Here is a 23,410-nt window from a genome sequence, read left to right on the forward strand (position 1 = left end):
ACTGTGGATAACCTTGTGGGCAGGGGCGGGAAGGATGGCTGCACGCCCCTGCTCGCGGGCGAGCGCTACAGGTTGGGCAAAAACCGCTCAGCTTTCCGGGCGAAACTGATAATCGCCGAGACGGCGGCTGTGCTCACCGTTGAGCTTGCGCAGCTCGGCCTGCAGATGCAGGCGCCAGATCATCGGCTCGACGCAGGGCTCGTAACCCTGCACGGCCAGGCACTGGGCAATCGAGTCGAGCACCGCTTCGGCCACGAAAGGCCCGTGGAATGGGCCCTGCGCCTTGATCGCCGAGGGTTGTGCGCCAGACATACCGGCCGCACACAGCAGCGTCCACAGACCTCTCTCGCCGGCCAGCGGACGAATCTCGCACTCGATACGGGTGATCAGGCCGAGGCACTGACGGGTGAGACAGAGGCTGCGCGGCATGACGGCGGTCCTCGCAAGGTCTGAACCTCAGCCTACACCCCGCCGCGCCGCTTCGGGAAGGTAAAAGTTATCCCCGCGCACTGTGGATAACTCTGTGGATGGTGCGGGGGAAAAACCGCAGCGGCAGCGCCCGTCGCGGGCGCCACTGAAATGGACAGCGACTGACCAGTTGTCGCCGTTACTCCTTGGCCGCTTTGGGTGCCGGTTTGGCACGAGTCTTCACTTCCTTGATCTTCGGCTCCTTGTCCTTCTCGTCCTCCTCCAGGCCCATCTCGGCGATGCTGCGCAGGCGCTCAACCACACGAGCGTTGACGCTGCCCTTGGGGAACTGGCCCTTGGCGTCCGGCGCACCGGCTGGCTCGCCGAGCAGCAGGCCCAGCGCCTCGTCGACATGGCGCACGGCATAGACATGGAACTGGCCGTTGCGCACCGCCTGCAACACGCGCTCGTCGAGCATCAGGTTGCTGACGTTGGAGTGCGGGATGATCACGCCCTGCTCGCCGGTCAGGCCGCGCGCCTCGCAGAGACGGAAGAAGCCCTCGATCTTCTCGTTGACCCCACCGACCGCCTGCACCTCGCCGAACTGGTTGATCGAGCCGGTGATGGCGAAGCACTGCTTGAGCGGCGTGCGCGACAGGGCCGAGATCAGGGTGCAGACCTCGCCCAGCGAGGCGCTGTCGCCGTCGACGTAACCGTAGGACTGCTCCAGGGCGATGCTCGCGGATATCTCCAGGGGGAATTCCTGGGCGTAGCGGCTGCCGAGGAAGCCGGTGAGGATCATCACGCCCTTGGAGTGGATCGACTGACCCAGGCTGACCTCGCGCTCGATGTCGACGATGCCGCTGCCGCCCGGATAGACAGTGGCGGAAATCCGCGCCGGCACGCCGAAGGATGAGTCGCCGACCTGCAGCACGGTGAGGCCGTTGCACTTGCCGATGGCCTCGCCGGCGCTGTCGATCAGGATGATGCCGGCCAGCATGTCGTCGATGATCCGCGCCGAAACCCGCCCGGTACGGTCGGACTTGGCCTTGAGCGCACGCTCGATATGGCCGACGTCGGTGATCGCATCGCCAGCCAGCTGGCGCACGAAGTCGGCCTCGCTGACCAACTGGAACAGGTCGCCGATGCGCGCCGACAAGCGCCCCTGGTGCTCGGCCAGGCGCGCACTGTAGGTGGCCAGGCGCGCCACCGCGGCGGCGGTCAGCGACGCCAGCCCCTCCTCCGAGGTGCGGGTCTTGAGCAGTTGGGCGAACTGTTCGAGGCTGTCGTCGCCGACGGCGATCTCCTCGTCGAAGTCGACCAGCACGCGGAACATCTCCTGGAAGTCGGAATCCAGGTCCTGCAGCGTGTAGTAGAGCTGGCGCGAGCCGATGATGATGACCTTGAGCTGCAGCGGGATCATCTGCGGGCTCAGGGTCACGGTGGCGATGCGGCCGAGGTCGCCCAGCGGCGACTCCATCTTCAGCTGGCGCGAGTGCAGGGCGCGCTTGAGCGCGTCCCAGACGAACGGCTCGCTGAGCAGTTTCTCCGCCTCGACGATCAGGTAACCGCCGTTGGCGCGGTGCAAAGCGCCCGGGCGCAGCTGGCGATAGCTGGTGTAGAGCGCGCCCTGGTCGGTGCTGTACTCGATGCGGCCGAACAGATTGTCGTAGGTCGGGTGCGACTCGAACACCACCGGCGCACCACCGTCGGCGTGGTGACCAACCACCAGGCAGGGGCTGTACTGCTCCTCGAGCATCTCGCGGCGCTGCAGGTCCGGCTTGTCGTCGAGCAGCTGGTCGACCACGGTGCGCAGCAGGTTGACCTGCACCGCCTGCAGATAAGCGCAGACCCCGGCATTCTCCGCGTACTGCGCCGACAGCGGCGACAGTAGCGGCTGCAGGGCCAGAGTAATGGTTTCCTCGTTGAGCTGACGCAGCTGGTTGCTGGTCTCGCGCTTCCACTGCGGCAGGCTGGCCAGCTCCTCGTTGAGGCGCTCCTCCAGCCCGGAAATGTCCTCATGGAAGCGCTCGCGCTCGGCCTCGGGCAGCTGGGCGAAGTCCGCCTCGTCGAGGGCCTTGCCGTCCTTCATCGGGGTGAAGGCGATATTGCTGCTGTCGCGATAGAGGGCGACGTCCTTCTCCAGCGCCAGCTTCTCGATCAGGTCCAGCGCCTTGTCGTAACGCTGGTTGAAGACGCGGTCGATGGCACTCTTCTTCTGCTGATAGGTGGGCGTCTCGAACACCGCCGGGAAGGTCGCCAGCAGGTTGTCGATCAGGTGACCGATATCGGCGATGAAGGCCGCCGCAGTGCCGGCCGGCAGCTCCACCGCGCGCGGCTCGCGCGACTCCTCGAAATGATTGACGTAGACCCGGTCCACCGGCGTGGCCTGGCGCTTGGCCTCGGCCTTGAGATAACGCTGCACGAAGGAGAAGCGGCCGGTACCCGGCTCGCCCATGACATAGACGTTGTAGCCCGGCCGCGGCATGGCCACACCGAACTGCAGGGCCTCGACGGCGCGCTCCTGGCCGAGCACACCGCGGAACGGCTCGAGGTCGTCGGTGGTGGTGAAGTTGAACTGGTCGGGGGCGCAGGGACGGGTCAGGGCATCGGGCGCCAGGCGCAGGCTGGCAGCGAAGGATTCGGGCATCGGAAGTCCTTATCGAAGCGGTCTAGCCGCGAGGTGACTCCATAATGGCGCCGCCCCGACGCCGCTGGCAAGGCGCCGTTTAGACCTGCGCGCGGTCGGCGCAGGCCAGGCAGAACTCGGCCGCCGGCAGAGCCTGCAAGCGCGCTGGCTCGATCGTTTCACCGCAGCGCTGACACAGCCCGTAACTGCCGTCAGCCAGGCGCAGACGGGCCAGCCCGACCAGGCGCAGCCCCGCCTCGGCCTCCACCAGCAGAGCATTCAGCACCTCGTCGTTCTGCCGCTCGCCGGCCTGCTCGGCGAAATCGGCACTGCGCTGCAGACCGAGGTCGTGGCGGATGGCGTTGGCGCGGCGGCTGTACTCGTCGTACAGCGCATCGAGGGCGCGGCTGGGATCTGAACTGGTCATGACGGCCTCCTCACAGGTGACCCTGTCAGTGTGGACCGCCGCACTGCTTCTGTATTGGTCGGGAGCAAGGCGCGCCGTGCGCAGAAATGAAAACGGGGCCCACAGGCCCCGTTTTCTTTTGCAACGAACGCTTACTGCGCCAGCTTCTTGTAACGCACGCGGTGCGGCTGCGCGGCGGCGTCGCCCAGGCGTTTCTTGCGGTCGGCTTCGTACTCGGTGTAGTTGCCTTCGAAGAACTCGATGTGCGAGTCGTCCTCGTACGCCAGGATGTGGGTAGCCACGCGGTCCAGGAACCAGCGATCGTGGGAAATCACGATGGCGGCGCCAGGGAAGTCGAGCAGTGCTTCTTCCAGCGAACGCAGGGTTTCCACGTCGAGGTCGTTGGACGGTTCGTCGAGCAGCAGCACGTTGGCGCCCTGCTTGAGGGTCAGGGCCAGGTGCAGACGGCCACGCTCACCACCGGAGAGGTCCTTGACGAACTTCTGCTGGTCGCCGCCCTTGAAGTTGAAGCGCCCGACGTAGCCGCGCGACGGTACTTCGTAGTTGCCGATCTTGATCATGTCGAAGCCGTCGGACACGGCTTCCCACACGGTCTTGCTGCCGTCCAGGTCGTCGCGGCTCTGGTCGACGCAGGCCAGCTGCACGGTATCGCCCAGCTCGATGCTGCCTGAGTCCGGGGTTTCCTTGCCCATCAGCATGCGGAACAGGGTCGACTTACCGGCACCGTTACCGCCGATCACGCCGACGATGGCGCCTTTGGGGATGCTGAACGACAGGTTGTCGATCAGCACGCGGTCGCCATAGCCCTTGGTGACGTTGACGAAGTCGATGACCTTGTCGCCCAGGCGCGGACCGGCCGGGATGTAGATCTCGTTGGTCTCGGCGCGTTTCTGGAATTCCTGCGACTGCATTTCTTCGAAACGCTGCAGACGGGCCTTGGACTTGGACTGGCGGGCCTTGGCGCCTTTGCGCACCCACTCCAGTTCGTCCTTCATGGCCTTCTCGTGGGCCGACTGCTGCTTGGATTCCTGGGCCAGACGCTCGGACTTGGCTTCCAGCCAGCCAGAGTAGTTACCTTCGTATGGAATACCGGCGCCGCGGTCGAGTTCGAGAATCCAGCCGGCGACGTTGTCGAGGAAGTAACGGTCGTGGGTGATCGCTACCACGGTGCCCGGGAAGTCGTGCAGGAAGTGCTCCAGCCAGGCCACCGAGTCGGCGTCCAGGTGGTTGGTCGGTTCGTCCAGCAGCAGCATGTCGGGGGCCGACAGCAGCAGGCGGCACAGCGCCACACGGCGCTTCTCGCCACCGGACAGGTGTTCGATGCGCGCGTCCCAGGCCGGCAGGCGCAGGGCGTCGGCGGCGACTTCCAGCTGGCGCTCCAGGTTGTGGCCGTCGCTGGCCTGCAGGATGGCTTCCAGCTTGGCCTGCTCGGCGGCCAGGGCGTCGAAGTCGGCATCCGGCTCGGCGTAGGCGGCGTACACCTCGTCCAGGCGGGCCTGGGCCTGTTTGATCTGGCCTACGGCCTCCTCGACGATCTCGCGCACGCTCTTGCTCGGGTCGAGCTGAGGCTCCTGCGGCAGGTAGCCGACATTGATGCCGGGCATGGCGCGGGCTTCGCCGTCGAACTCGGTGTCGACGCCGGCCATGATGCGCAGCAGGGTGGACTTACCGGCACCGTTCAGGCCGAGTACGCCGATCTTGGCGCCCGGGAAGAACGACAGGGAGATGTTCTTGAGGATTTCCCGCTTCGGCGGCACGACCTTGCCGAGCCGATGCATGGTGTAGACGTATTGAGCCATGATGACCTTGGTGCTTTATAGCTGGGGAGTATGAAGAGGGAAGCCTGCCGCCAAGCCGTGTGGCGGGGCTAAACTCAGGGCAAGGGAGCATGATAGCTCCGCGCGCCCACGCGTGTGCGGCAAAGCTACCGGAATGCACCCTGCGGGGCAAACCGAGCGATGGACAGTAATGGCACTCTGCCGCTTTTCCGGGCATGCTTGCAGATTGTTCCGCCCGCTCCTCGCCACTCCTTTGGCAGCCATATCAGCAGGGTTAGAAGCTTGCCCCTATCGCGCTCCCCCTCCACCGCCAGCAGCGACCCGCTCGTCCGGTCCGCACGCGGCTCGCTGAAAGGCATCCTGGCGCTGCTGGTCGCGCTGATGCTCGGCCTGCTGCTGTGGCAGCTGCAGCAGGAGGTGAGCAACCAGGAGCAGAACGAACGCCAGCGCCACCTGGACCATGCCAGCCAGCTCAGCGACTACCTGAGCCTGGCCATGCGCATGAAAGCCGAGGCCGGCCGGGCCTTTCTCTCCAGCAACGCCCCGCAGCCGCTGGACACCAGCGCCCAGGCCGAGATGCTCACGCACCTGCGCGGCGTCTTCCCGGCCCTGCACAGCCTGGCCTGGTTCGATGCCAATGGCCGCGAGCTGAGCGACAGCCAGCCCGATCTGCACGACAGCACGCCCTTCACCAGCGATCACCCGTACCACTTTTCCCTGGCCGGCGAACTGATCCAACTCGACCTGCCCAAGCCCGATGGCAGCGGCGGCTGGCGCCTGCGTCTGACCCACGCGGCCCTGTACAACTGGCTGCCGTCGCAGTCCGAGCGGCTGCCCTGGCTGCTGCAGGACGTACGCAGCAAGCAGGTGCTGCTGCGCCAGCCGAGCGACGACAGCGCAAACCACGGTAGCGCGCAACTGACCAACGGCATCGCCGCCCTGCCGCTGGCGCAGAGCGACTGGCTGCTGGTGCCGCTGTTCGATGCCGCCGCCCTGCGCGCCCAGATGTTGCCGCGCCAGGCCAGCAAGCTGCTGCTGTTCATCCTCTGCGGCGCCCTGGCCCTGCTCGCCCTGTTCGGCCTGTTGCGCGAGCAGAACCGCCTGCGCGCCTACCACGCCCTGTCACGGCGCTCGATGGAAGACGCCATCGGCGCTCTCGGCGCGATCGACGAGCGCGTGCTGGTGACCCAGCCGGACGGCCATATCAGCTACCTCAACCCGCGCGCCGAGCGCATGTTCGGCCTGGACCTGGCCACCGCCAGCGAAATGCACGTACTGGAGCTGCTGCCAGCCCTGGCGCCGTGGCTGGACAGCGCCTTCCACGAGCAGACCGAGCCGGTAGAAGTGCTGCTGGACGGCGAGCGCCGCCTGTTCGACGTCACCTGCCACGCGCTCTACACCGACAACTCCGAGCCGAGCCGCGCCTGGGTCCTGCGCGACGTCACCGCGCAGCACCAGGCCCTGCGTGTGCTGCAGGACACCCGTCGGCGCTACCAGGACATTTTCGAGGGCAGCGGCGTGGCCCTCTGCGTGCTCGACCTGTTCGAACTCAAGGCCTTCCTCGAGGCCCAGGACCTGCAGCACAGCAGCCAGCTGCAGCCCTGGCTGGCCGAGGACGAGTCGCGCCACGCCGCGCTGCTGCGCTGCATCCGCATCAGCGAAGTGAACAAGGTCGCCCTGCAGCTGCTCGGCGTGGAAAACTCGCAGCAGGTCTGGGAACACCTGATCGGCTCGGAACCGCTGCGCCAGGGTGGCGCCCGCCATGCGCTGGTCGCCGCCCTGCTCGACGGCGACCACGACATGATGGTCGAGAGCCGCATGCGTACGCCGCAGGGCCACGAGCGCTATGTCTGGCTCAGCCTGCAGTTCCCGCAAAGCCGCGAGGAGCTGCACGCGGTGACCCTCAGCGTGCACGACATCACCAGCCGCAAGCGCGTCGAGCTGTCGCTGGTGGAGCGCGAACGCTTCTGGTCCGATGTGCTGCGCGCGGTGCCGGACACCCTCTACGTGCACGACATGAGCACCATGCGGGTGATGTTCAGCAACAACCGCCTGGGCCCCGACCTTGGTTACAGCAAGGAAGAGATGTTCCGCCTCGGCGACAAGCTGTGGGAGAAGATCCTCCACCCGGACGATGTCGAGCTGTACCAGCGCATGCGCAACCTGCAGAAGGTGGTCGGCAAGGGCCAGCTGCTGCAGTTCCAGCTGCGCTGGCGGCATCGCGACGGCAGCTGGCACTGGTTCGACGTGCGCGAGCATGCGCTCAACCGTGACCGCCACGGCCGGGTCAGCCGCCTGATCGGCGTGGCCAAGGACATCACCGGCGAGATCGCCGCCCAGGCCAGCCTGCGTGACAGCGAACGGCGCTACCGCATGCTCGCCGAGGGCATCAGCGACCTGATCCTCTCCAGCAACAGCGAGCTGCAGCTCAACTACGTCAGCCCCTCGGCCCAGACCTTCTTCGGCTACAGCCCGGAATGGTTCCTGGAAAACGGCGTATTCAGCGCCGTCAGCAACTCGCGCCAGCTCAGCGGCCTGCTGCAGCTGATGGCCGAGATGCGCAGCTCGCTGACCGACCACGACAAGCTGCTGGGCATGCAGGAACGCCTGGCCGGCAAACCGTTCGTGGTCGACTGCCTGCGCGCCGACGGGCGCAAGATCACCGTGGAGATGCGCCTGTCGCTGATGTGGGACGAGCAGGAGCACTTCGAGGGCATCCTCGGCATCGGCCGCGACATCACCCAGCAGCGCCGCGCCGAACGCGACCTGCGCATGGCCGCCACGGTATTCGAGCACTCCACCGCGGCCATCCTGGTGACCGACCCGGCCGGCTACATCGTGCGCATCAACGAAACCTTCCAGCGCATCACCGGTTACGCCGGCAAGGACGTGCTCGACCAGATGCCCGGCATGCTCACCGCCGACCGCCAACAGGCCGCCCAGCTCAACTACATCGTCAACCAGCTCAACCAGCACGGCAGCTGGGAGGGTGAGCTGTGGCTCAAGCGCCAGGGCGGCGAGCAGTTCCCGGCCTGGGTTGGCATCACCGCCGTGCATGACGACGACGGCGACCTGTCCAGCTACGTGTGCTTCTTCAACGACATCAGCGAGCGCAAGGCCAGCGAGCAGCGCATCCACCGCCTGGCCTACTACGACGCTCTGACCCTGCTGCCCAACCGCACCCTGTTCCAAGACCGCCTGCACACTGCCCTGCAGCACGCCGAGCGGCACGAGGAGTGGGTGGTGTTGATGTTCCTCGACCTCGACCGCTTCAAGCCGATCAACGACTCCCTCGGCCACGCCGCCGGCGACCGCATGCTCAAGGACGTGGCCGTGCGCCTGGCCGCCTGCGTCGCCGAAGACGACACCGTGGCGCGCATGGGCGGCGACGAGTTCACCCTGCTGCTGCAACCGCGCAACACCCGCGCCGGCGCGCTGAACCGGGCCATCCACGTGGCCGAACAGATCCTCGCCAGCCTGGCCCAGCCGTTCGTCCTGCAGGGCCGCGAGTTTTTCGTCACCGCCTCCATCGGCATCGCCCTGGCGCCGCAGGACGGCAACGAGCTGAGCCAGCTGATGAAGAACGCCGACACGGCGATGTACCACGCCAAGGAACGCGGCAAGAACAACTTCCAGTTCTACCAGGCGGAGATGAACGCCACCGCACTGCAGCGCCTGGAGCTGGAGAGCGATCTGCGCCACGCCCTGGAGCAGGGCCAGTTCACCCTTTATTACCAGCCGCAGCTGGCCAGCGACGGCAAGCGCCTGACCGGTGTCGAGGCGCTGCTGCGCTGGAACCACCCGCGCCGCGGCCTGGTGGCGCCCTACGAGTTCATCCCGGTGCTCGAAGAGCTGGGCCTGATCGTCCAGGTCGGCGACTGGGTGATCGCCGAGGCCTGCCGCCAACTCAAGGCCTGGCACGAGGCCATGGTGCGCGTGCCCAAGGTCTCGGTGAACCTGTCCGCCCGCCAGTTCGGCGACGGCCAACTGGGCATGCGCATCTCGCGCATCCTCAGTGAGAGCGGCCTGCCGCCGGCCTGCCTGGAGCTGGAACTGACCGAATCGATCCTGATGCGCGACATCAGTGAGACCCTGCAGATGCTAGCCAGCCTGAAGCGGCTCGGCCTGTGCATCGCGGTGGACGACTTCGGCACCGGCTACAGCTCGCTCAACTACCTCAAGCAGTTCCCCATCGACGTGCTGAAGATCGACCGCAGCTTCGTCGACGGCGTGCCGGGTGGCGAGCAGGACGCGCAGATCGCCCGCGCCATCATCGCCATGGCTCACAGCCTGAACCTGGCGGTGATCGCCGAGGGCGTGGAGACCCAGGAACAGCTCGATTTCCTGCGCGAACACGGCTGCGACGAGGTGCAGGGCTATCTGTTCGGCAAGCCGATGCCGGCTGAGCAGTTCGAGACCCAGTTCGGCGGCAACGCCCTGTTCGTCCTGAACTAGGGTCTGTTCCCGCTTCATTCGTGGCCGCGCCGGAGCCAGTTTTTACGCGAGGCAAGGCACGAGATGCGAAGTTTAGTGAGCTAAATGAGCCATCGAGTAACGCAGCATCGCGTAAAAACTGGCCCGGCCCTTCGGGCTGCGCGCAAAATCTCGCCAGGCGTTGTTGGAGGACTTGGCAAGGGAACAACCATTACCTGCGTCCTCCGCCTAGCCTGGCGAGATTTTGCGCAGCAACGCGGCTCACGAATGAAGCGGGAACAGACCCTAGACCTGCCGCGGGCTGCTTGAGGCCCGCTTGTCCGCCACTTGACCGCCTTTCATGTGCCAGGCGGTGGGACATCGGGTAGAATGCGCGCCTTCCTTAGAACCTGTTTGCGATCCGCCGCTCGCCGGCCATGGGTCGTCAGACAGACTCTTACTACCGCCCGCTGATAGATCAGGTGACCACCATGTTCAGCCGTGATTTGACCATTGCCCGCTACGATGCCGAACTCTTTGCCGCCATGGAGCAAGAAGCCCAGCGCCAGGAGCATCACATCGAGCTGATCGCCTCCGAGAACTACACCAGCCCGGCGGTGATGGAAGCCCAGGGCAGCGTGCTGACCAACAAGTACGCCGAAGGCTACCCGGGCAAGCGCTACTACGGTGGCTGCGAGTACGTCGACATCGTCGAGCAGCTGGCCATCGACCGCGCCAAGGAACTGTTCGGCGCCGACTACGCCAACGTCCAGCCGCACGCCGGCTCCCAGGCCAACGCCGCCGTCTACCTGGCCCTGCTGTCGGCCGGTGACACCATCCTCGGCATGAGCCTGGCCCACGGCGGTCACCTGACCCACGGCGCCAGCGTTTCCTCCTCCGGCAAGCTGTACAACGCCGTGCAGTACGGCATCACCGACGCCGGCCTGATCGACTACGACGAAGTCGAGCGCCTGGCCGTCGAGCACAAGCCGAAGATGATCGTTGCCGGCTTCTCCGCCTACTCGCAGGTACTGGACTTCGCCCGCTTCCGCGCCATCGCCGACAAGGTCGGTGCCTACCTGTTCGTCGACATGGCCCACGTAGCCGGTCTGGTTGCCGCTGGCGTGTACCCGAACCCGGTACCGTTCGCCGACGTGGTCACCACCACCACCCACAAGACCCTGCGCGGCCCGCGCGGCGGCCTGATCCTCGCTCGCAAGAACGAAGAGATCGAGAAGAAGCTGAACTCCGCCGTCTTCCCGGGCGCCCAGGGCGGCCCGCTGGAGCACGTGATCGCCGCCAAGGCCATCTGCTTCAAGGAAGCCCTGCAGCCTGAGTTCAAGGCCTACCAGCAGCAAGTGGTGAAGAACGCCCAGGCCATGGCCAGCGTGTTCATCGAGCGCGGTTTCGATGTCGTCTCCGGCGGCACCCAGAACCACCTGTTCCTGCTCTCGCTGATCAAGCAAGACATCACCGGTAAAGACGCCGACGCCGCCCTGGGTCGCGCCTTCATCACCGTGAACAAGAACAGTGTGCCGAACGACCCGCGTTCGCCGTTCGTCACCTCCGGTCTGCGCATCGGTACCCCGGCCGTCACCACTCGTGGCTTCAAGGAAGCCGAGTGCAAGGAACTGGCTGGCTGGATCTGCGACATCCTGCAGAACATGGGCGACGAGTCCGTGGTCGACGCCGTACGCGAGAAGGTCAAGGCCGTCTGCGCCAAGCTGCCGGTATACGGCAACTAACGTCTTTCTGGCGTCAAAAGAGCCCGGCATTGCCGGGCTTTTTTATGCCTGCCAGAACGCATCGCCAGTTTCCCGGCGGGGCCTCGACAAAAGAATCAATAATCTTTGATTTCAATTAGTTATTTCCAAAACAGGCCTTATGAAGGCTAGTTCGCCACTTTCATGACGAACGGTGGGTTCCCGCCAGTGTCCACAGCGCCTACAAGGTCTTTCGGCCATGTTCGCGTCAGGCACTCACCAGGGGGGATTCACCGATGACATTCGATGTGAAGGACTATGGGGCGCTGGGCGACGGCGTCAGCGACGATACGGCCGCCATCCAGGCTGCCATCGATGCGGCGCATGCTGCAGGCGGCGGCGTGGTGTACATGCCGGAAGGCACCTACCGGGTCAGCGGCGGCGAGGAGGCTTCCGACGGCTGCCTGATGCTCAAGAGCAACGTCTACCTGCAAGGCGCCGGAATGGGCGAGACGGTGGTCAAGGTGGTCGACGGCTGGGACGCGAAGATCACCGGGGTGATCCGCTCGGCGTACGGCGAGGAGACCCACGACTTCGGCGTCAGCGACCTGACCATCGACGGCAACCGCGACAACAATGCCGGCAAGGTCGATGGCTGGTTCAACGGCTACATCCCGGGCCAGGATGGCGCCGACTACAACGTGACCCTGCAGCGCGTGGAGATCCGCGACTGCTCGGGCTACGGCTTCGACCCGCACGAGCAGACGGTCAATATCCTGATCCAGGATTGCGTGGCCCACGGCAACGGCCTCGACGGCTTCGTCGCCGACTACATGATCGACGGCGCCTTCATCGGCAACGTCGCCTACGACAACGACCGCCACGGCTTCAACGTCGTCACCAGCACCCACGACTTCGTCCTGCAGGACAACATCGCCTATGGCAATGGTGGCAACGGCGTGGTGGTGCAACGCGGCTCGGACAACATCCCCTCGCCGGAGAACATCCTCATTCAGGGCGGCGAGTACTACGGCAACGGCAAGGAAGGCATCCTGATCAAGCTGTCCAGCGACGTGACGGTCGATGGCGTCAACGTGCACGGCAACGGCAGCGTCGGTGTGCGCATCTACGGCAGCAGCGATGTTCAGCTGATCAACAGCGAGATCCACGGCAACGCGCTGGCCGCCGCCAACCCGGAAGTGCTGGTGCAGTCCTACGACGACACCGGCGGCGTCTCCGGCCTGTACTGGACGGCCGCCAACAACCTTATCGAAGGCAACGTCATCACGCCTGCCGGGCCCTCGACCTACGCGGTGCAGGAGCGCAACGACGGCACCGGGCCGACCCTGATCCACGACAACAGCCTGGCCGCCGGCAGCAAGGGCACCACCCTGCTCTACGGCAACGGTAGCCTGGTGTCCGACGACCCAAGCGGCCAGCTGCTCGAACTCATCGAGGGTACCGCGGCCAATAACCTGCTGGTGGGTGGCTTCGGCGATCAGCACCTGCTCGGCCTGGCCGGCGCCGATACGCTGCAGGGCGGCTCCGGCCGCGATCAGCTGGAAGGCGGCCTGGGCCGTGACCGCCTGGAAGGCGGCAGCGGCGCTGACATCTTCCGCTTCAGCGCCAGCACCGACAGCTATGTGCAGGGCGGCGTCAACCACAGCGACAACATTCTCGACTTCGACCGCAGCGAGGATCGCATCGACGTCAGCGCGCTGGGCTTCACCGGCTTCGGCAGTGGCGCCGGCCAGCTGCAGCTGGTGTACAACGCCGCCATCGACCGCACCTACCTGCAGGCCGCCCAGGCCAATGCCGACGGGCAGCGCTTCTCGCTCTCGCTGGACGGCGATCACCGCGCCCTGGGCACCGCCAACCTGATCTTCGCCGCGCCCAGCCAGACACCTGGCGAAATCATCGGTACGGCGGGCAACGACAACCTCGGCGGCACCAGCGCTGGCGAAACCCTCAGCGGCCTGGCCGGCGACGACCAGCTGTCCGCTGGCGCCGGTAGTGATCTGCTGATCGGTGGTGCCGGGCGCGACAGACTCACCGGCGGCAGCGAAGCGGATACCTTCCGCTTCACCGCCATCGGCGACAGCTACCGCAGCGCGGCCGGCAACTTCACCGACATCATCCATGACTTCGACCCGACGCAGGATCGCATCGACCTCAGCGGCCTCGGCTTCAGCGGGCTCGGCAACGGCCTGGGCGGCACCCTGCAGGTGGTCTACAGCAGCGCCGGCAATCGCACCTACCTGCGCTCGCAGGAGGCCGACGACGAAGGCCGGTTGTTCGAACTCGGCCTCGACGGTGACCACCGCGCCACGCTGAATGCCGGCAACCTGCAGTTCGTCGTGACCCTGCCCACCCTGAGCGGCGACGAGCACGGCAACCTGCTGGTCGGCGGCGCGGCGGATGAACAGCTGCTCGGCCTGGGTGGCGATGACAACCTGAGCGGCGGCGCGGGCGACGATCGCCTCAATGGCGGCGCCGGTATCGACAGCCTCACCGGCGGCGTGGGCAGCGACACCTTCGTCTTCAGCGCACCATCGCACAGCTATCGCAACTACGACGCGGGCGGCGTCAGCGCCACCGATACCATCACCGACTTCACGCCGGGCGTGGACAAGATCGACGTCTCGGCCCTGGGCATCTACGGCCTCGGCAACGGCTACAACGACAGCCTGTACATCACCCTCAGCGACAGCGGCAACAAGACCTACATCAAGTCAGCGGAAAGCGACAGCGACGGCAACCGCTTCGAGATCGCCCTGGAAGGCGACCTCACCGGCCAGCTCGGCGCCAGCGACTTCATCTTCAGCCAGGACGACGACAAGCAGATCCTGTTCGTCCCCACCCTCGGCCAATCCAACGCACGCCTGCTGCGCATCTACGAGGACGATCACCAGTCCGGTGTGTCGCAGATGCTCGGCGACCTGCAGCGCTACACCGACTTCGACTCGGTCGAGAGCCTGTTCTATGACGAGGAAGGCAACGCCATCGACATCGCCGAAGGCGGCAGCACGGTGACCGGCAACTCCACCGACACGCCGGAGCAGCTGCTACTGAACTGGTGGCATGTCGATACCGACAGCCCGGGATATCTCACCCTCAATGCGCTGGCCCAACTGCAGGGCCAGATGGCCACCCTGCAGGAGCGCGGCGAGGTCACCTTCGCCATGATCTGGGGCCAGGGCGAAGAAGCCGCGCAGACGCTGGTCGCCAGCAGCGACCAGCAGGCCTACCTGGAGCTGTACAAGAGCAGCACCCTCAAGGTCTTCGACTATCTGAAAGACCAGCTCGGCGTGCCCAACGCCAACATCTACATGATGCACACCGGCCGCTACCAGGAAGAGGCGGCGGCGGTGCGCGGCGCCAATCCGCTGAAAGTAGAGCAACTGATCGCCGCCACCGAGTTGATACGCCAGGCCCAGGACGAAATGGCCGCCGCCCGTGACGACATCAAGATCGCCGTGGACTACCGCGACCTGCCGTTGCGCTACGAGGTCGACCCGGTGCTGTCCCACGATGATGTCTGGCACCTGCACGAGGAGTCCGCCGAGATAGTCGGGCAGCGCCTGGCCGACTTCATCGCCAACGACCTCGGCTACCAGAGCGACCCCGACGACAACGCCTCGCCGGCCAGCATCAGCAAGTACCCGGAGAAGCACATCGTCGGCTACGTCGACGGACCGCTCTTCGGTAGCGACGGCGCGGAAACGCTCGACGGCCGCAACGGCGAGTTCACCCTGATCGGTGGCGAGGGCGAGGACTACTACATCGTCGACAGCGCAGGCGACCAGATCAACGAGACCGGGCTCAACGGCGAAGAGCCGGCAGACCTGGAAATCGACCGGGTCGACAGCAGCATCAGCTGGACCCTGGGCGCCAATCTAGAGGTGCTGACCCTGACCGGCACTGCGCCCATCGACGGCACCGGCAACGAGCTGAACAACATCATCGGCGGCAACGCCGCGGCCAATGTCATCGACGGCGCCGGCGGAGCCGACAAGATGCTCGGCGGCGACGGCTCCGACACCTACTACGTCGACAACCTCGGCGACCGCGCCATCGAAACCGAAGCCGACGCCGCCAAGGGCGGCAGCGACCTGGTGATCGCCAGCGTCAGCTACACCCTCGGCGCCAACCTGGAATCTCTGGTATTGGTCGGCGACGACTACCTCAGCGGCCTGGGCAACGCGCTGAACAATACGATCTACGCCAGCAACGGCGACAACCTGCTGAATGGCGCCGCCGGCATCGATACGGTGTCCTACGCCTTCGCCCAGGCCGGCGTCAGCGTCAGCCTGTCCACCGGGCTGGCGCAAGCTACCGGCGGCTCCGGCAACGATGTCCTGAAGGGCTTCGAAAACCTCGAAGGCAGCGCCTATGCCGACACGCTGAATGGCAACAGCGCCAGCAACCTGCTGATTGGTGGTGCCGGCGATGACACCCTGAACGGCGGCGCCGGCAACGACGTACTGCATGGCGGCGCCGGCACAGACACGCTGATCGGCGGAACGGGCGCGGACCGCTACGTATTCGACGCGCTGGAGGACCTGGGGCTGGGCGAGCTGGCCGACATGATCTCCGGCTTCAGCGCCAGCCAGGGCGACCGGCTGGACTTCTCCGCGCTGGACGCCAACCCGCTGACCGCCGCTCGGGAAGCCTTCGAGTTCATCAACAACGAGGCCTTCAGCACGACGGACGCCACCGGCCAGCTGCGCTTCGCCGACGGCACCCTGTACGGCAGCATCAACTCCGACAGTGCTGCCGAATTCTCCATCAGGCTGCTGGGGGTGACTGCGCTCTCACAGAACGAACTGCTGACCTGAACGCCGCGCTGGCTCAAGCCGAAAGCGCGGCGAAGCCGGCGCGGATCTCGTCTTCCGGCAGGTCGTCGCCGATGAACACCAGCACGCTCTCGCGCGCTTCGCCCTCGGCCCAAGGTTCGTCCCAGTCGAAGCCGTACAGGCGCAGCACGCCCTGGAACACCAGGCGGCGCTCGTCACCGGCGACGTTGAGCACTCCCTTGTAGCGCAGCAGCGCGTTGCCGTGGCGTTCCAGCAGGTCTTCCATGTAGGCGCTCAGGCGCTCCATATCCAGCGCCTGGTCGCTGTGCAGCACCAGCGTGCGGATGCGGTCCACCGACTGGCCGACCGGCGCCAGCGGGCGCAGCAGCGGCGCCGGGGCGACATCGGCATTGAGGTTGAAGCCGCGGATATCCAGCAGCTCGGCCAGGTCGATGCGTCCATGCTCGACCACGCGCAGCGGCGCACGGCGGTTGATCCGCGCCAGGCGCGCACTCAGTGCCTCGACCTGTTCGGCGCTGGCCAGGTCGGTCTTGCTCAGCAGGATGCGGTCGGCAAAGCCGACCTGGGCCTGGGCGATGGCTTCCTGCAGGTGGCGCTCGGCGTTCACCGCATCGACCAGGGTGACGATGCCGTCGAGCACATAGCGCTGAGCCAGCTCCTCGTCGGCGAAGAAGGTCTGCGCCACCGGCGCCGGGTCGGCCAGGCCGGTGCACTCGATCACCAGGCGGTCGAAGGCCAGCTCGCCGGCGTCCAGCTTGTCCAGCAGCAGGTACAGGGCCTTCTCCAGCTCGACATGGATCGAGCAGCAGACGCAGCCGTTGGCCAGGGTCAGCAGCTCGACCGGCTTGTCGCCGAGCAGTTGGCCGTCGATCGGCGTGTCGCTGAATTCGTTCTCGATGACCGCCAGCTTGAGGCCATGCTCGGCCTGCAGCATGTGGCGCAGCAGGGTGGTCTTGCCGGCACCGAGGAAGCCGGTGAGCACGGTGACGGGAATGGGTTCGGGATACATCGCGATCTCCAAAATGACACGCGCCACGACTAGGCGTGGCGCGTGGATAGTGCGAGGAGTCTATCAGCAGCAGCGGATAGGCCTGCCTTTACCGCCGCCGTAACGAGCTTCCTGGCGTTCGCGGAAGAACGCCTCGTAGCTCATCACCGGCTTGTCCGGATGCTTCTTGGCCATGTGCTCCACATAGTTGTCGTAGTCGGGCATGCCCACCAGCATGCGGGCGGCCTGCCCGAGATACTTACCCATGCGACTCAGGTCATTGAACATATCAGGCGTCCGGAATCGGCTGGAACGGGGTTTCCTTGTCCGTGCGCTCAGGCTTGATCCAGGCGGCGCGGCCGACCTTGATCGCGTAGAACAGCACGCTGAGCACCACGAACAGGAACAGCACGGTCAGCACCGAGTTGGTGTAGGCGTTGAAGATCACGTGCTGCATCTGGCCGATGTCCTTGGCCGGGGCCAGGACCTGACCGGCGTCCAGCGCATCGCTGTACTTCTTGGCCAGAGCCAGGAAGCCAACGGCCGGGTTCGGGTCGAGCAGCTTGATCAGGCCGGCGGTGGTGGTGCAGATCAGCAGCCAGCAGGCCGGCACCAGGGTGACCCAGACGTAGCGCTGACGCTTCATCTTGATCAGCACCACGCTGCCGAGCATCAGGGCGATACCGGCAAGCATCTGGTTGGAGATGCCGAACAGCGGCCACAGGGTGTTGATGCCGCCCAGCGGATCGACCACGCCCTGGTACAGCAGCCAGCCCCACATCGCCACACAGCCGGCGGTGGCGATCACGTTGGCGCCCCAGGATTCGGTCTTCTTCAGGGCCGGCACGAAGTTGCCGAGCAGGTCCTGCAGCATGAAGCGACCGGCACGGGTACCGGCGTCCACCGCGGTGAGGATGAACAGCGCCTCGAACAGAATGGCGAAGTGGTACCAGAACGCCATGGTGTTCTCGCCCGGCAGCACGCTGTGGAGGATCTGCGCGATACCTACGGCGAGGGTCGGCGCACCACCGGCACGGGCCAGGATGGTGTGTTCGCCAATGTCCTTGGCCACGGCTTCCAGCGCGTCAGGCGTGATGGCGAAGCCCCAGCTGCTGACGGTAGCGGCCACAGCAGCGGCGTCGGAGCCGACCACAGCGGCCGGACTGTTCATGGCGAAGTACACGCCCGGCTCGATCACCGAGGCAGCAACCATGGCCATGATGGCGACGAACGATTCCATCAGCATGCCGCCATAGCCGATGTAGCGGGCATGCGACTCGTTGGCCAGCAGCTTGGGCGTGGTGCCCGAGCTGATCAGCGCGTGGAAGCCGGACACCGCGCCGCAGGCGATGGTGATGAACAGGAACGGGAACAAGGTGCCCTTCCACACCGGGCCGGTGCCGTCGGTGAACTGGGTCAGCGCCGGCATTTTCAGCTCGGGCATGACCACCAGAATGCCGATGGCCAGGGCGATGATGGTGCCGATCTTGAGGAAGGTCGACAGGTAGTCACGCGGGGCAAGAATCAGCCACACCGGCAGCACAGCGGCGACGAAGCCGTAGCCGATCAGCATCCAGGTGATCTGCACGCCGGTGAAGGTGAAGGCCGGGCCCCAGGTCGGGTCGGCAGCCACCTGGCCGCCGGCCCAGATCGAGGCCAGCAGCAGCACCACGCCGATCACCGAAATCTCGCCGATGCGGCCCGGGCGGATGTAGCGCATGTACACGCCCATGAACACCGCGATGGGGATGGTCGCCATCACCGTGAACATGCCCCACGGGCTTTCGGCGAGGGCCTTGACCACGATCAGCGAGAGCACCGCGAGGATGATGATCATGATCAGGAAGGCGCCGAACAGGGCGATGGTGCCCGGAATCTGGCCCATCTCCTCACGCACCAGCTCGCCCAGCGAGCGGCCGTTACGGCGGGTGGAGATGAACAGGACCATGAAGTCCTGCACCGCACCGGCCAGCACCACGCCGGCGATCAGCCACAGCGTGCCGGGCAGGTAGCCCATCTGCGCGGCGAGTACCGGGCCGACCAGCGGGCCGGCGCCGGCGATGGCGGCGAAGTGGTGACCGAAGAGGATGTGCTTGTTGGTCGGCACATAGTCCAGACCGTCGTTATTGAGCAGCGCCGGGGTAGCGCGGGTGGGGTCCAGTTGCATCACCTTGGTGGCGATGAACAGGCTGTAGTAGCGGTAGGCAACGAGATAGAGGGAGACGGCCGCCACCACTATCCACAACGCGTTGATGGCTTCGCCGCGGCGCAGCGCCACGACACCCAAGGCACAGGCACCCACCACTGCCAGCACTGCCCAGGGCAGGTGGCGCAGCAGGCTATTGTTATTGTTCATGATTACTCCTAACGGAAAGACAGACAGGCTGCCGCTCAAGCTTAGACCCTGGATGGCAACTGCATTATTCGACCTAGGTCTAGTGCGCAATTTGTATCGGCGCCAGCGGTTACACTCCGAGCTCTTTTCGGCGACCGCCAGGATGCTACGCCGCATGTTGCATAGCCTTTACCGCACGCTCATTGTCCTGCTGCTCGCCGGCCTGGCCGGCTGCAGCGAGGAAAACACGCCGCTCGACCAGCAGCTCTATATCTGGCAGCGCCAGTGGTTGCCCAGCCACGCCGAGGCCCTGACCCGCAGTCGCGCCGACTTCTCCACCCTGCGCGTGCTGGCCCTGCAGGCCCATCCACAGGCCGGCTGGAGCCGCGCCCTGGTCGATGCCGAGCTGCTCAAACGCGACGGCCGTCCGCTGATCGCCGTGGTGCGCCTGGACGGCCAGCTGCCGCAACTGGATCGCGCCGAGATCACCCGGCAGATCGACCGCCTGCTGGCCGACTGGCGCGCCGCCGGGCTCAATCCACGCGGCCTGGAGATCGACCACGACTGCGCCAGTGCGCGTCTGCCGGCCTATGCCGAGCTGCTGCGCGAGCTGCGTCGCCAGCTGCCGACTGAGCTGCAACTGAGCATCACCGCCCTGCCCGCCTGGCTCTCCAGCCCGGCGCTGGACCAAGTGCTGGCCACCGTCGACAGTTCGGTGCTGCAGGTACACGCGGTGAATGCCCCGCAGGATGGGCTGTTCGACCCCGAGCAGGCACAGGACTGGACCGAACGCTATGCCCAGCGCAGCGGCAAGCCCTTCCTCCTGGCGCTGCCGGCCTATGGCGTCGCCCTCACCGAGAATGGCCAGGTGGAGAGTGAGGTGCCGCTGCGCCAGGGCGGCCCGCGCCGCGAGCTGCGCGCCGATCCCGAGCAGGTCGGCGAACTGCTCGGCGAACTGCGCGCCTCACCGCCCAACCAGCTGGCCGGGATCATCTGGTTCCGCCTGCCCCTGTCCGGCGACCGCCGCGCCTGGCCGATGCCGACCCTGCTCGCAGTAGCGCGCGGCCAACCATTGGCCCCTGCCATCGCACTGCAGCGCCAGCAGCGCGATGGCTTCAGCCAGCTGCAGCTGTTCAACAACGGCACCCTGGCCAGCCAGCTGCCACGGCGCATCGAACTCCCGGCCCGTGCCTGCTCGGCGGCCGACGGCCTGGGCGACTACCGGGTGGAACGCAGCGACGACCTGCTGGCGTTCGTCCGCCGCAGCAACGGCCGGCTGGATGCCGGCGAGCATCGCGCCCTGGGTTGGGCGCGCTGCGCACAAATCGATCAAGGAGGCATGCATGTCGTTTTCTAGAACCCTGCTCAGCGCCGCCATCGGCGTCCTGCTGCCGCTGGGCGCCGCCCAGGCCTGTGGCCCGGACTTCCCCTATCGCCTGCTGTCCGACCGCGCCGGCGCGCTGAACGAACTGCCGGAAGGCAACTTCGCCTTCGAGATCACCCGCATCGGCCCGGCCATCACGGGCCTGGCCAAGGCCGGGCCGGCCACCCTCGAGCTGTATTGGGACGAAGACAGCCAGCGCTATGTGGATGCACGCATCGGCGTCGAGAAGGAACAGTTCGATGCCGCGCGCTACGCCCTGATCAGTCGCCTGCGCGCCCTGACCGACGCGCGCCAGGCCGAGGCCGAAGGCGCCGAGCTGCCGCCCGAGCTGCGCCTGTACACCGCCGGCGCCGTGGCTTTCGGCGAACACGACATGGCCCTGGCCGCCGACTACTTCCGCCGCGTTCTGGCCCTGCCCGAAGCCGAGCGCCCGCTGCGCGGCACCTGGGCCGCCTATTCGCTGGGCCGCGCCCTGGCCGAACTGGCCGCCAGCGCACCGGACACCGTGCTGGACGATGCCGCCGCTCTGCAGCGCCAGCGCGATCTGCGCCAACAGGCCGTGCAGGCCTTCCAGCAGGCCCGCGCGCTGAGCATCGCCGGCAGCTCCGATCCGTTGGACCTGGGTGTCGCCAGCCTCGGCGAGGAAGCCCGCCTGGTCCTGGAGGACGGCGACTGGAACAGCGCCATCCGCCTCTATGCCAGCCAGGCTCGCCAAGGGTCGACCACAGGCTACAGCTCGCTGCGCCAGCTCAGCAGCCGCCTCGCGCGCCTGGATGACCAGCAACTGCGCCCGCTGCTGGCCGGTAGCGAGGTCCAGCAACTGCTGGCCGCTCAACTGTTCAGCCGCCTGGACGCCTACGACAGCGAGGGCAAGCCCAGCCAACGCCTGCTCGGGCTGCTGCAGAACGCACCGATCCAGGCCGAGGTGGCCGACCGCCTGGCCGCGCTGAGCTACCAACAGGGCGACTACCAGGCCACCCGCAACCTGCTCGAACGCGCCGGCGACAGCGGCCTGGCCTGGTGGCTGCGTGCCAAGCTGGCGCTGCAGGCCGGCGACAAGGCGGCGGCCGTCAACGCCTACGCCCAGGCGGCCAAGGCCTTCCCCGCCGATGAGGACTGGGGCTGGCGGCGCACCACCGACTGGGACTACGAGACGCTCAAACCGCGCTGCCGCATCGAGGGCGAGATGGCCATCCTGGCTCTGGAGCGCGGCGACTATCTGGAGGCCTTCGACCAGCTCTACCGCAGCGGCGAAATCTACTGGCAGGACGCCGCCCAGGTCGCCGAACGCGTGCTGAGCAGCGACGAACTGAAAGGCTATGTCGACGCCCAGGTGGCGGCAGCACCGCCAAGCGCAGAAGGCACCGAGCAGGGCTACTGGAACCGCCAGCCGGCGACCTCCCTGCGCGAGCTGCTCGGTCGCCGCCTGCTGCGCGAGGGCCGTTACGCCGACGCCCCCGCCTACTTCGCCACGGCCGAACTGCAACAGGCGGCCCGCGCCTATGGCGAGGCCCGCGAACAGGCCGAGGACGCCTGGACCGCCACCGGCCGCGCCGAGGGCTATTACCGCGCCGCCAAGCTAGCGCGCACACAGGGCCTGGAGCTGCTCGGCTACGAGCTGTCCCCGGACGAAGCCTGGGCCGGCGGCAACTTCGGCGCGGACACTCCGCAGCCGGTGCAGGCCGGCGGCCTGTTCAGCGCCGCCGAGGCGGCCCTGTACAACGCCAATGGCGCCCAGCCGAACAAGCGCTTCCACTACCGCTGGGTCGCCGCCGACCTGGCCAACCGCGCCGCCGACCTGCTGTCACCGCGCAGCCAGGCCTTCGCCGCCGTGCTGTGCAAGGCCAGTGGCTGGATCAACTATCGCGACCTGGAAGGCGCCCGCGCCTACTACCGGCGCTACGTGCAGCAGGGCCCCTATGTGGAATGGGCGGGCAACTTCGGTTTCGAATGTCCGGAACCGGACTTCGCCGGCGCCCGTCAACGTCTATGGGAGGACCGCGAACAGGCCGTGCGCCAGGCGCTGCGCCCGTTCAAGTACTGGCTGGCATTCGGCCTGCCGCTGCTGCTCGCCGCGACCATCTACTGGCAGCGCCGGCGGCGTGCCTTGGCTATAGTGGACAAAACCGCAGAGGAAAACCGTCATGAGTGATACGACCACCGAGCGTCGGCGCTTCCAGCGCATCGCCTTCGACGCCGCCACCGAACTCGTCCAGGGCGAGCGACGCTGGACGGTTGAGCTGCACGATGTGTCGCTGAAAGGTCTGCTGGTCAAACGCCCGCGCGACTGGAACGGCGACCCCGACCAGCCCTTCACTGCCACCCTGACTCTGGATGACACCACCCGCCTGCAGATGGAAGTGGTGCTGACCCGCACCCGCGACGAGCTGCTCGGCTTCGTCTGCCGGCATATCGACCTGGAGTCGATCAGCCACCTGCGCCGCCTGGTCGAACTCAACCTGGGCGACGAGAGCCTGCTGGAGCGTGAGCTCGCGGCCCTCGGCGACGAGGACTGAAACACCGCTAGC

General features: G+C 66.5%; 13 protein-coding genes. 6 read left to right on the plus strand and 7 right to left on the minus strand.

The window, feature by feature from the left end; genetic code table 11:
* Window positions 1-87 precede the first annotated feature (87 nt).
* The 4 genes from IP89_RS08455 to ettA form a co-directional block, all read right to left on the minus strand.
* Window positions 88-429, minus strand: a complete 342-nt coding sequence (locus IP89_RS08455; RefSeq protein ID WP_043308934.1) for a hypothetical protein — start codon at window positions 427-429, stop codon at window positions 88-90.
* 178 nt (window positions 430-607) lie between these two features.
* On the minus strand, window positions 608-3,058 hold the full coding sequence (locus tag IP89_RS08460; RefSeq protein ID WP_043308936.1) for a Lon protease family protein: 2,451 nt from the start codon (window positions 3,056-3,058) through the stop codon (window positions 608-610).
* 79 nt (window positions 3,059-3,137) lie between these two features.
* Complete coding sequence (locus IP89_RS08465; RefSeq protein ID WP_043308937.1) at window positions 3,138-3,464, minus strand: TraR/DksA C4-type zinc finger protein; 327 nt, start codon at window positions 3,462-3,464, stop codon at window positions 3,138-3,140.
* 131 nt (window positions 3,465-3,595) lie between these two features.
* Complete coding sequence (gene ettA, locus IP89_RS08470) at window positions 3,596-5,263, minus strand: energy-dependent translational throttle protein EttA (RefSeq protein ID WP_043308938.1); 1,668 nt, start codon at window positions 5,261-5,263, stop codon at window positions 3,596-3,598.
* A 360-nt stretch (window positions 5,264-5,623) separates the two neighbouring features.
* Between ettA and IP89_RS08475 the strand changes: the two genes are divergently transcribed.
* From IP89_RS08475 to IP89_RS08485, 3 genes are all read left to right on the plus strand, one after another.
* The gene (locus IP89_RS08475; RefSeq protein ID WP_256203124.1) at window positions 5,624-9,697 is read left to right on the plus strand and encodes a GGDEF and EAL domain-containing protein; all 4,074 of its coding nucleotides are present in this window, start codon (window positions 5,624-5,626) and stop codon (window positions 9,695-9,697) included.
* Between the two features lie 449 nt (window positions 9,698-10,146).
* Window positions 10,147-11,400, plus strand: coding sequence for a serine hydroxymethyltransferase (glyA, locus tag IP89_RS08480; protein WP_043308939.1), 1,254 nt, complete (start codon window positions 10,147-10,149; stop codon window positions 11,398-11,400).
* 254 nt (window positions 11,401-11,654) lie between these two features.
* Window positions 11,655-16,196, plus strand: coding sequence for a M10 family metallopeptidase C-terminal domain-containing protein (locus IP89_RS08485; RefSeq protein ID WP_043308940.1), 4,542 nt, complete (start codon window positions 11,655-11,657; stop codon window positions 16,194-16,196).
* A 13-nt stretch (window positions 16,197-16,209) separates the two neighbouring features.
* Here IP89_RS08485 and yjiA read toward each other — a convergent pair whose 3' ends face one another.
* The 3 genes from yjiA to IP89_RS08500 all read right to left on the minus strand — a co-directional run bounded on the left by yjiA (window position 16,210) and on the right by IP89_RS08500 (window position 19,519).
* A complete protein-coding gene (gene yjiA, locus IP89_RS08490; RefSeq protein WP_043308941.1) occupies window positions 16,210-17,184 on the minus strand; it encodes a GTPase in 975 nt (324 codons plus the stop codon).
* A 63-nt stretch (window positions 17,185-17,247) separates the two neighbouring features.
* On the minus strand, window positions 17,248-17,451 hold the full coding sequence (locus IP89_RS08495; protein WP_043308942.1) for a YbdD/YjiX family protein: 204 nt from the start codon (window positions 17,449-17,451) through the stop codon (window positions 17,248-17,250).
* Between the two features lies 1 nt (window position 17,452).
* Window positions 17,453-19,519, minus strand: a complete 2,067-nt coding sequence (locus IP89_RS08500) for a carbon starvation CstA family protein (RefSeq protein ID WP_043308944.1) — start codon at window positions 19,517-19,519, stop codon at window positions 17,453-17,455.
* A gap of 154 nt (window positions 19,520-19,673) precedes the next feature.
* On the opposite strand from IP89_RS08500, the gene IP89_RS08505 reads away from it, so the two are divergent.
* From IP89_RS08505 to IP89_RS08515, 3 genes are read left to right on the plus strand one after another with little or no spacing between them, the layout of a single operon-like run.
* Entirely contained in the window at window positions 19,674-20,855 is a 1,182-nt protein-coding gene (locus IP89_RS08505; RefSeq protein ID WP_256203118.1) for a DUF3142 domain-containing protein, read from the plus strand.
* Complete coding sequence (locus IP89_RS08510; protein ID WP_218185991.1) at window positions 20,842-23,034, plus strand: hypothetical protein; 2,193 nt, start codon at window positions 20,842-20,844, stop codon at window positions 23,032-23,034. Before IP89_RS08505 ends, IP89_RS08510 begins: the two co-directional genes overlap by 14 nt.
* Window positions 23,027-23,398: a PilZ domain-containing protein gene (locus tag IP89_RS08515; protein ID WP_043308946.1), complete on the plus strand. Its 372-nt coding sequence runs from the start codon at window positions 23,027-23,029 to the stop codon at window positions 23,396-23,398. Before IP89_RS08510 ends, IP89_RS08515 begins: the two co-directional genes overlap by 8 nt.
* The last annotated feature ends 12 nt before the right edge of the window (window positions 23,399-23,410 follow it).

The sequence above is a fragment of the Pseudomonas sp. ML96 genome, from assembly GCF_000761545.1.
Classification (GTDB): domain Bacteria; phylum Pseudomonadota; class Gammaproteobacteria; order Pseudomonadales; family Pseudomonadaceae; genus Aquipseudomonas.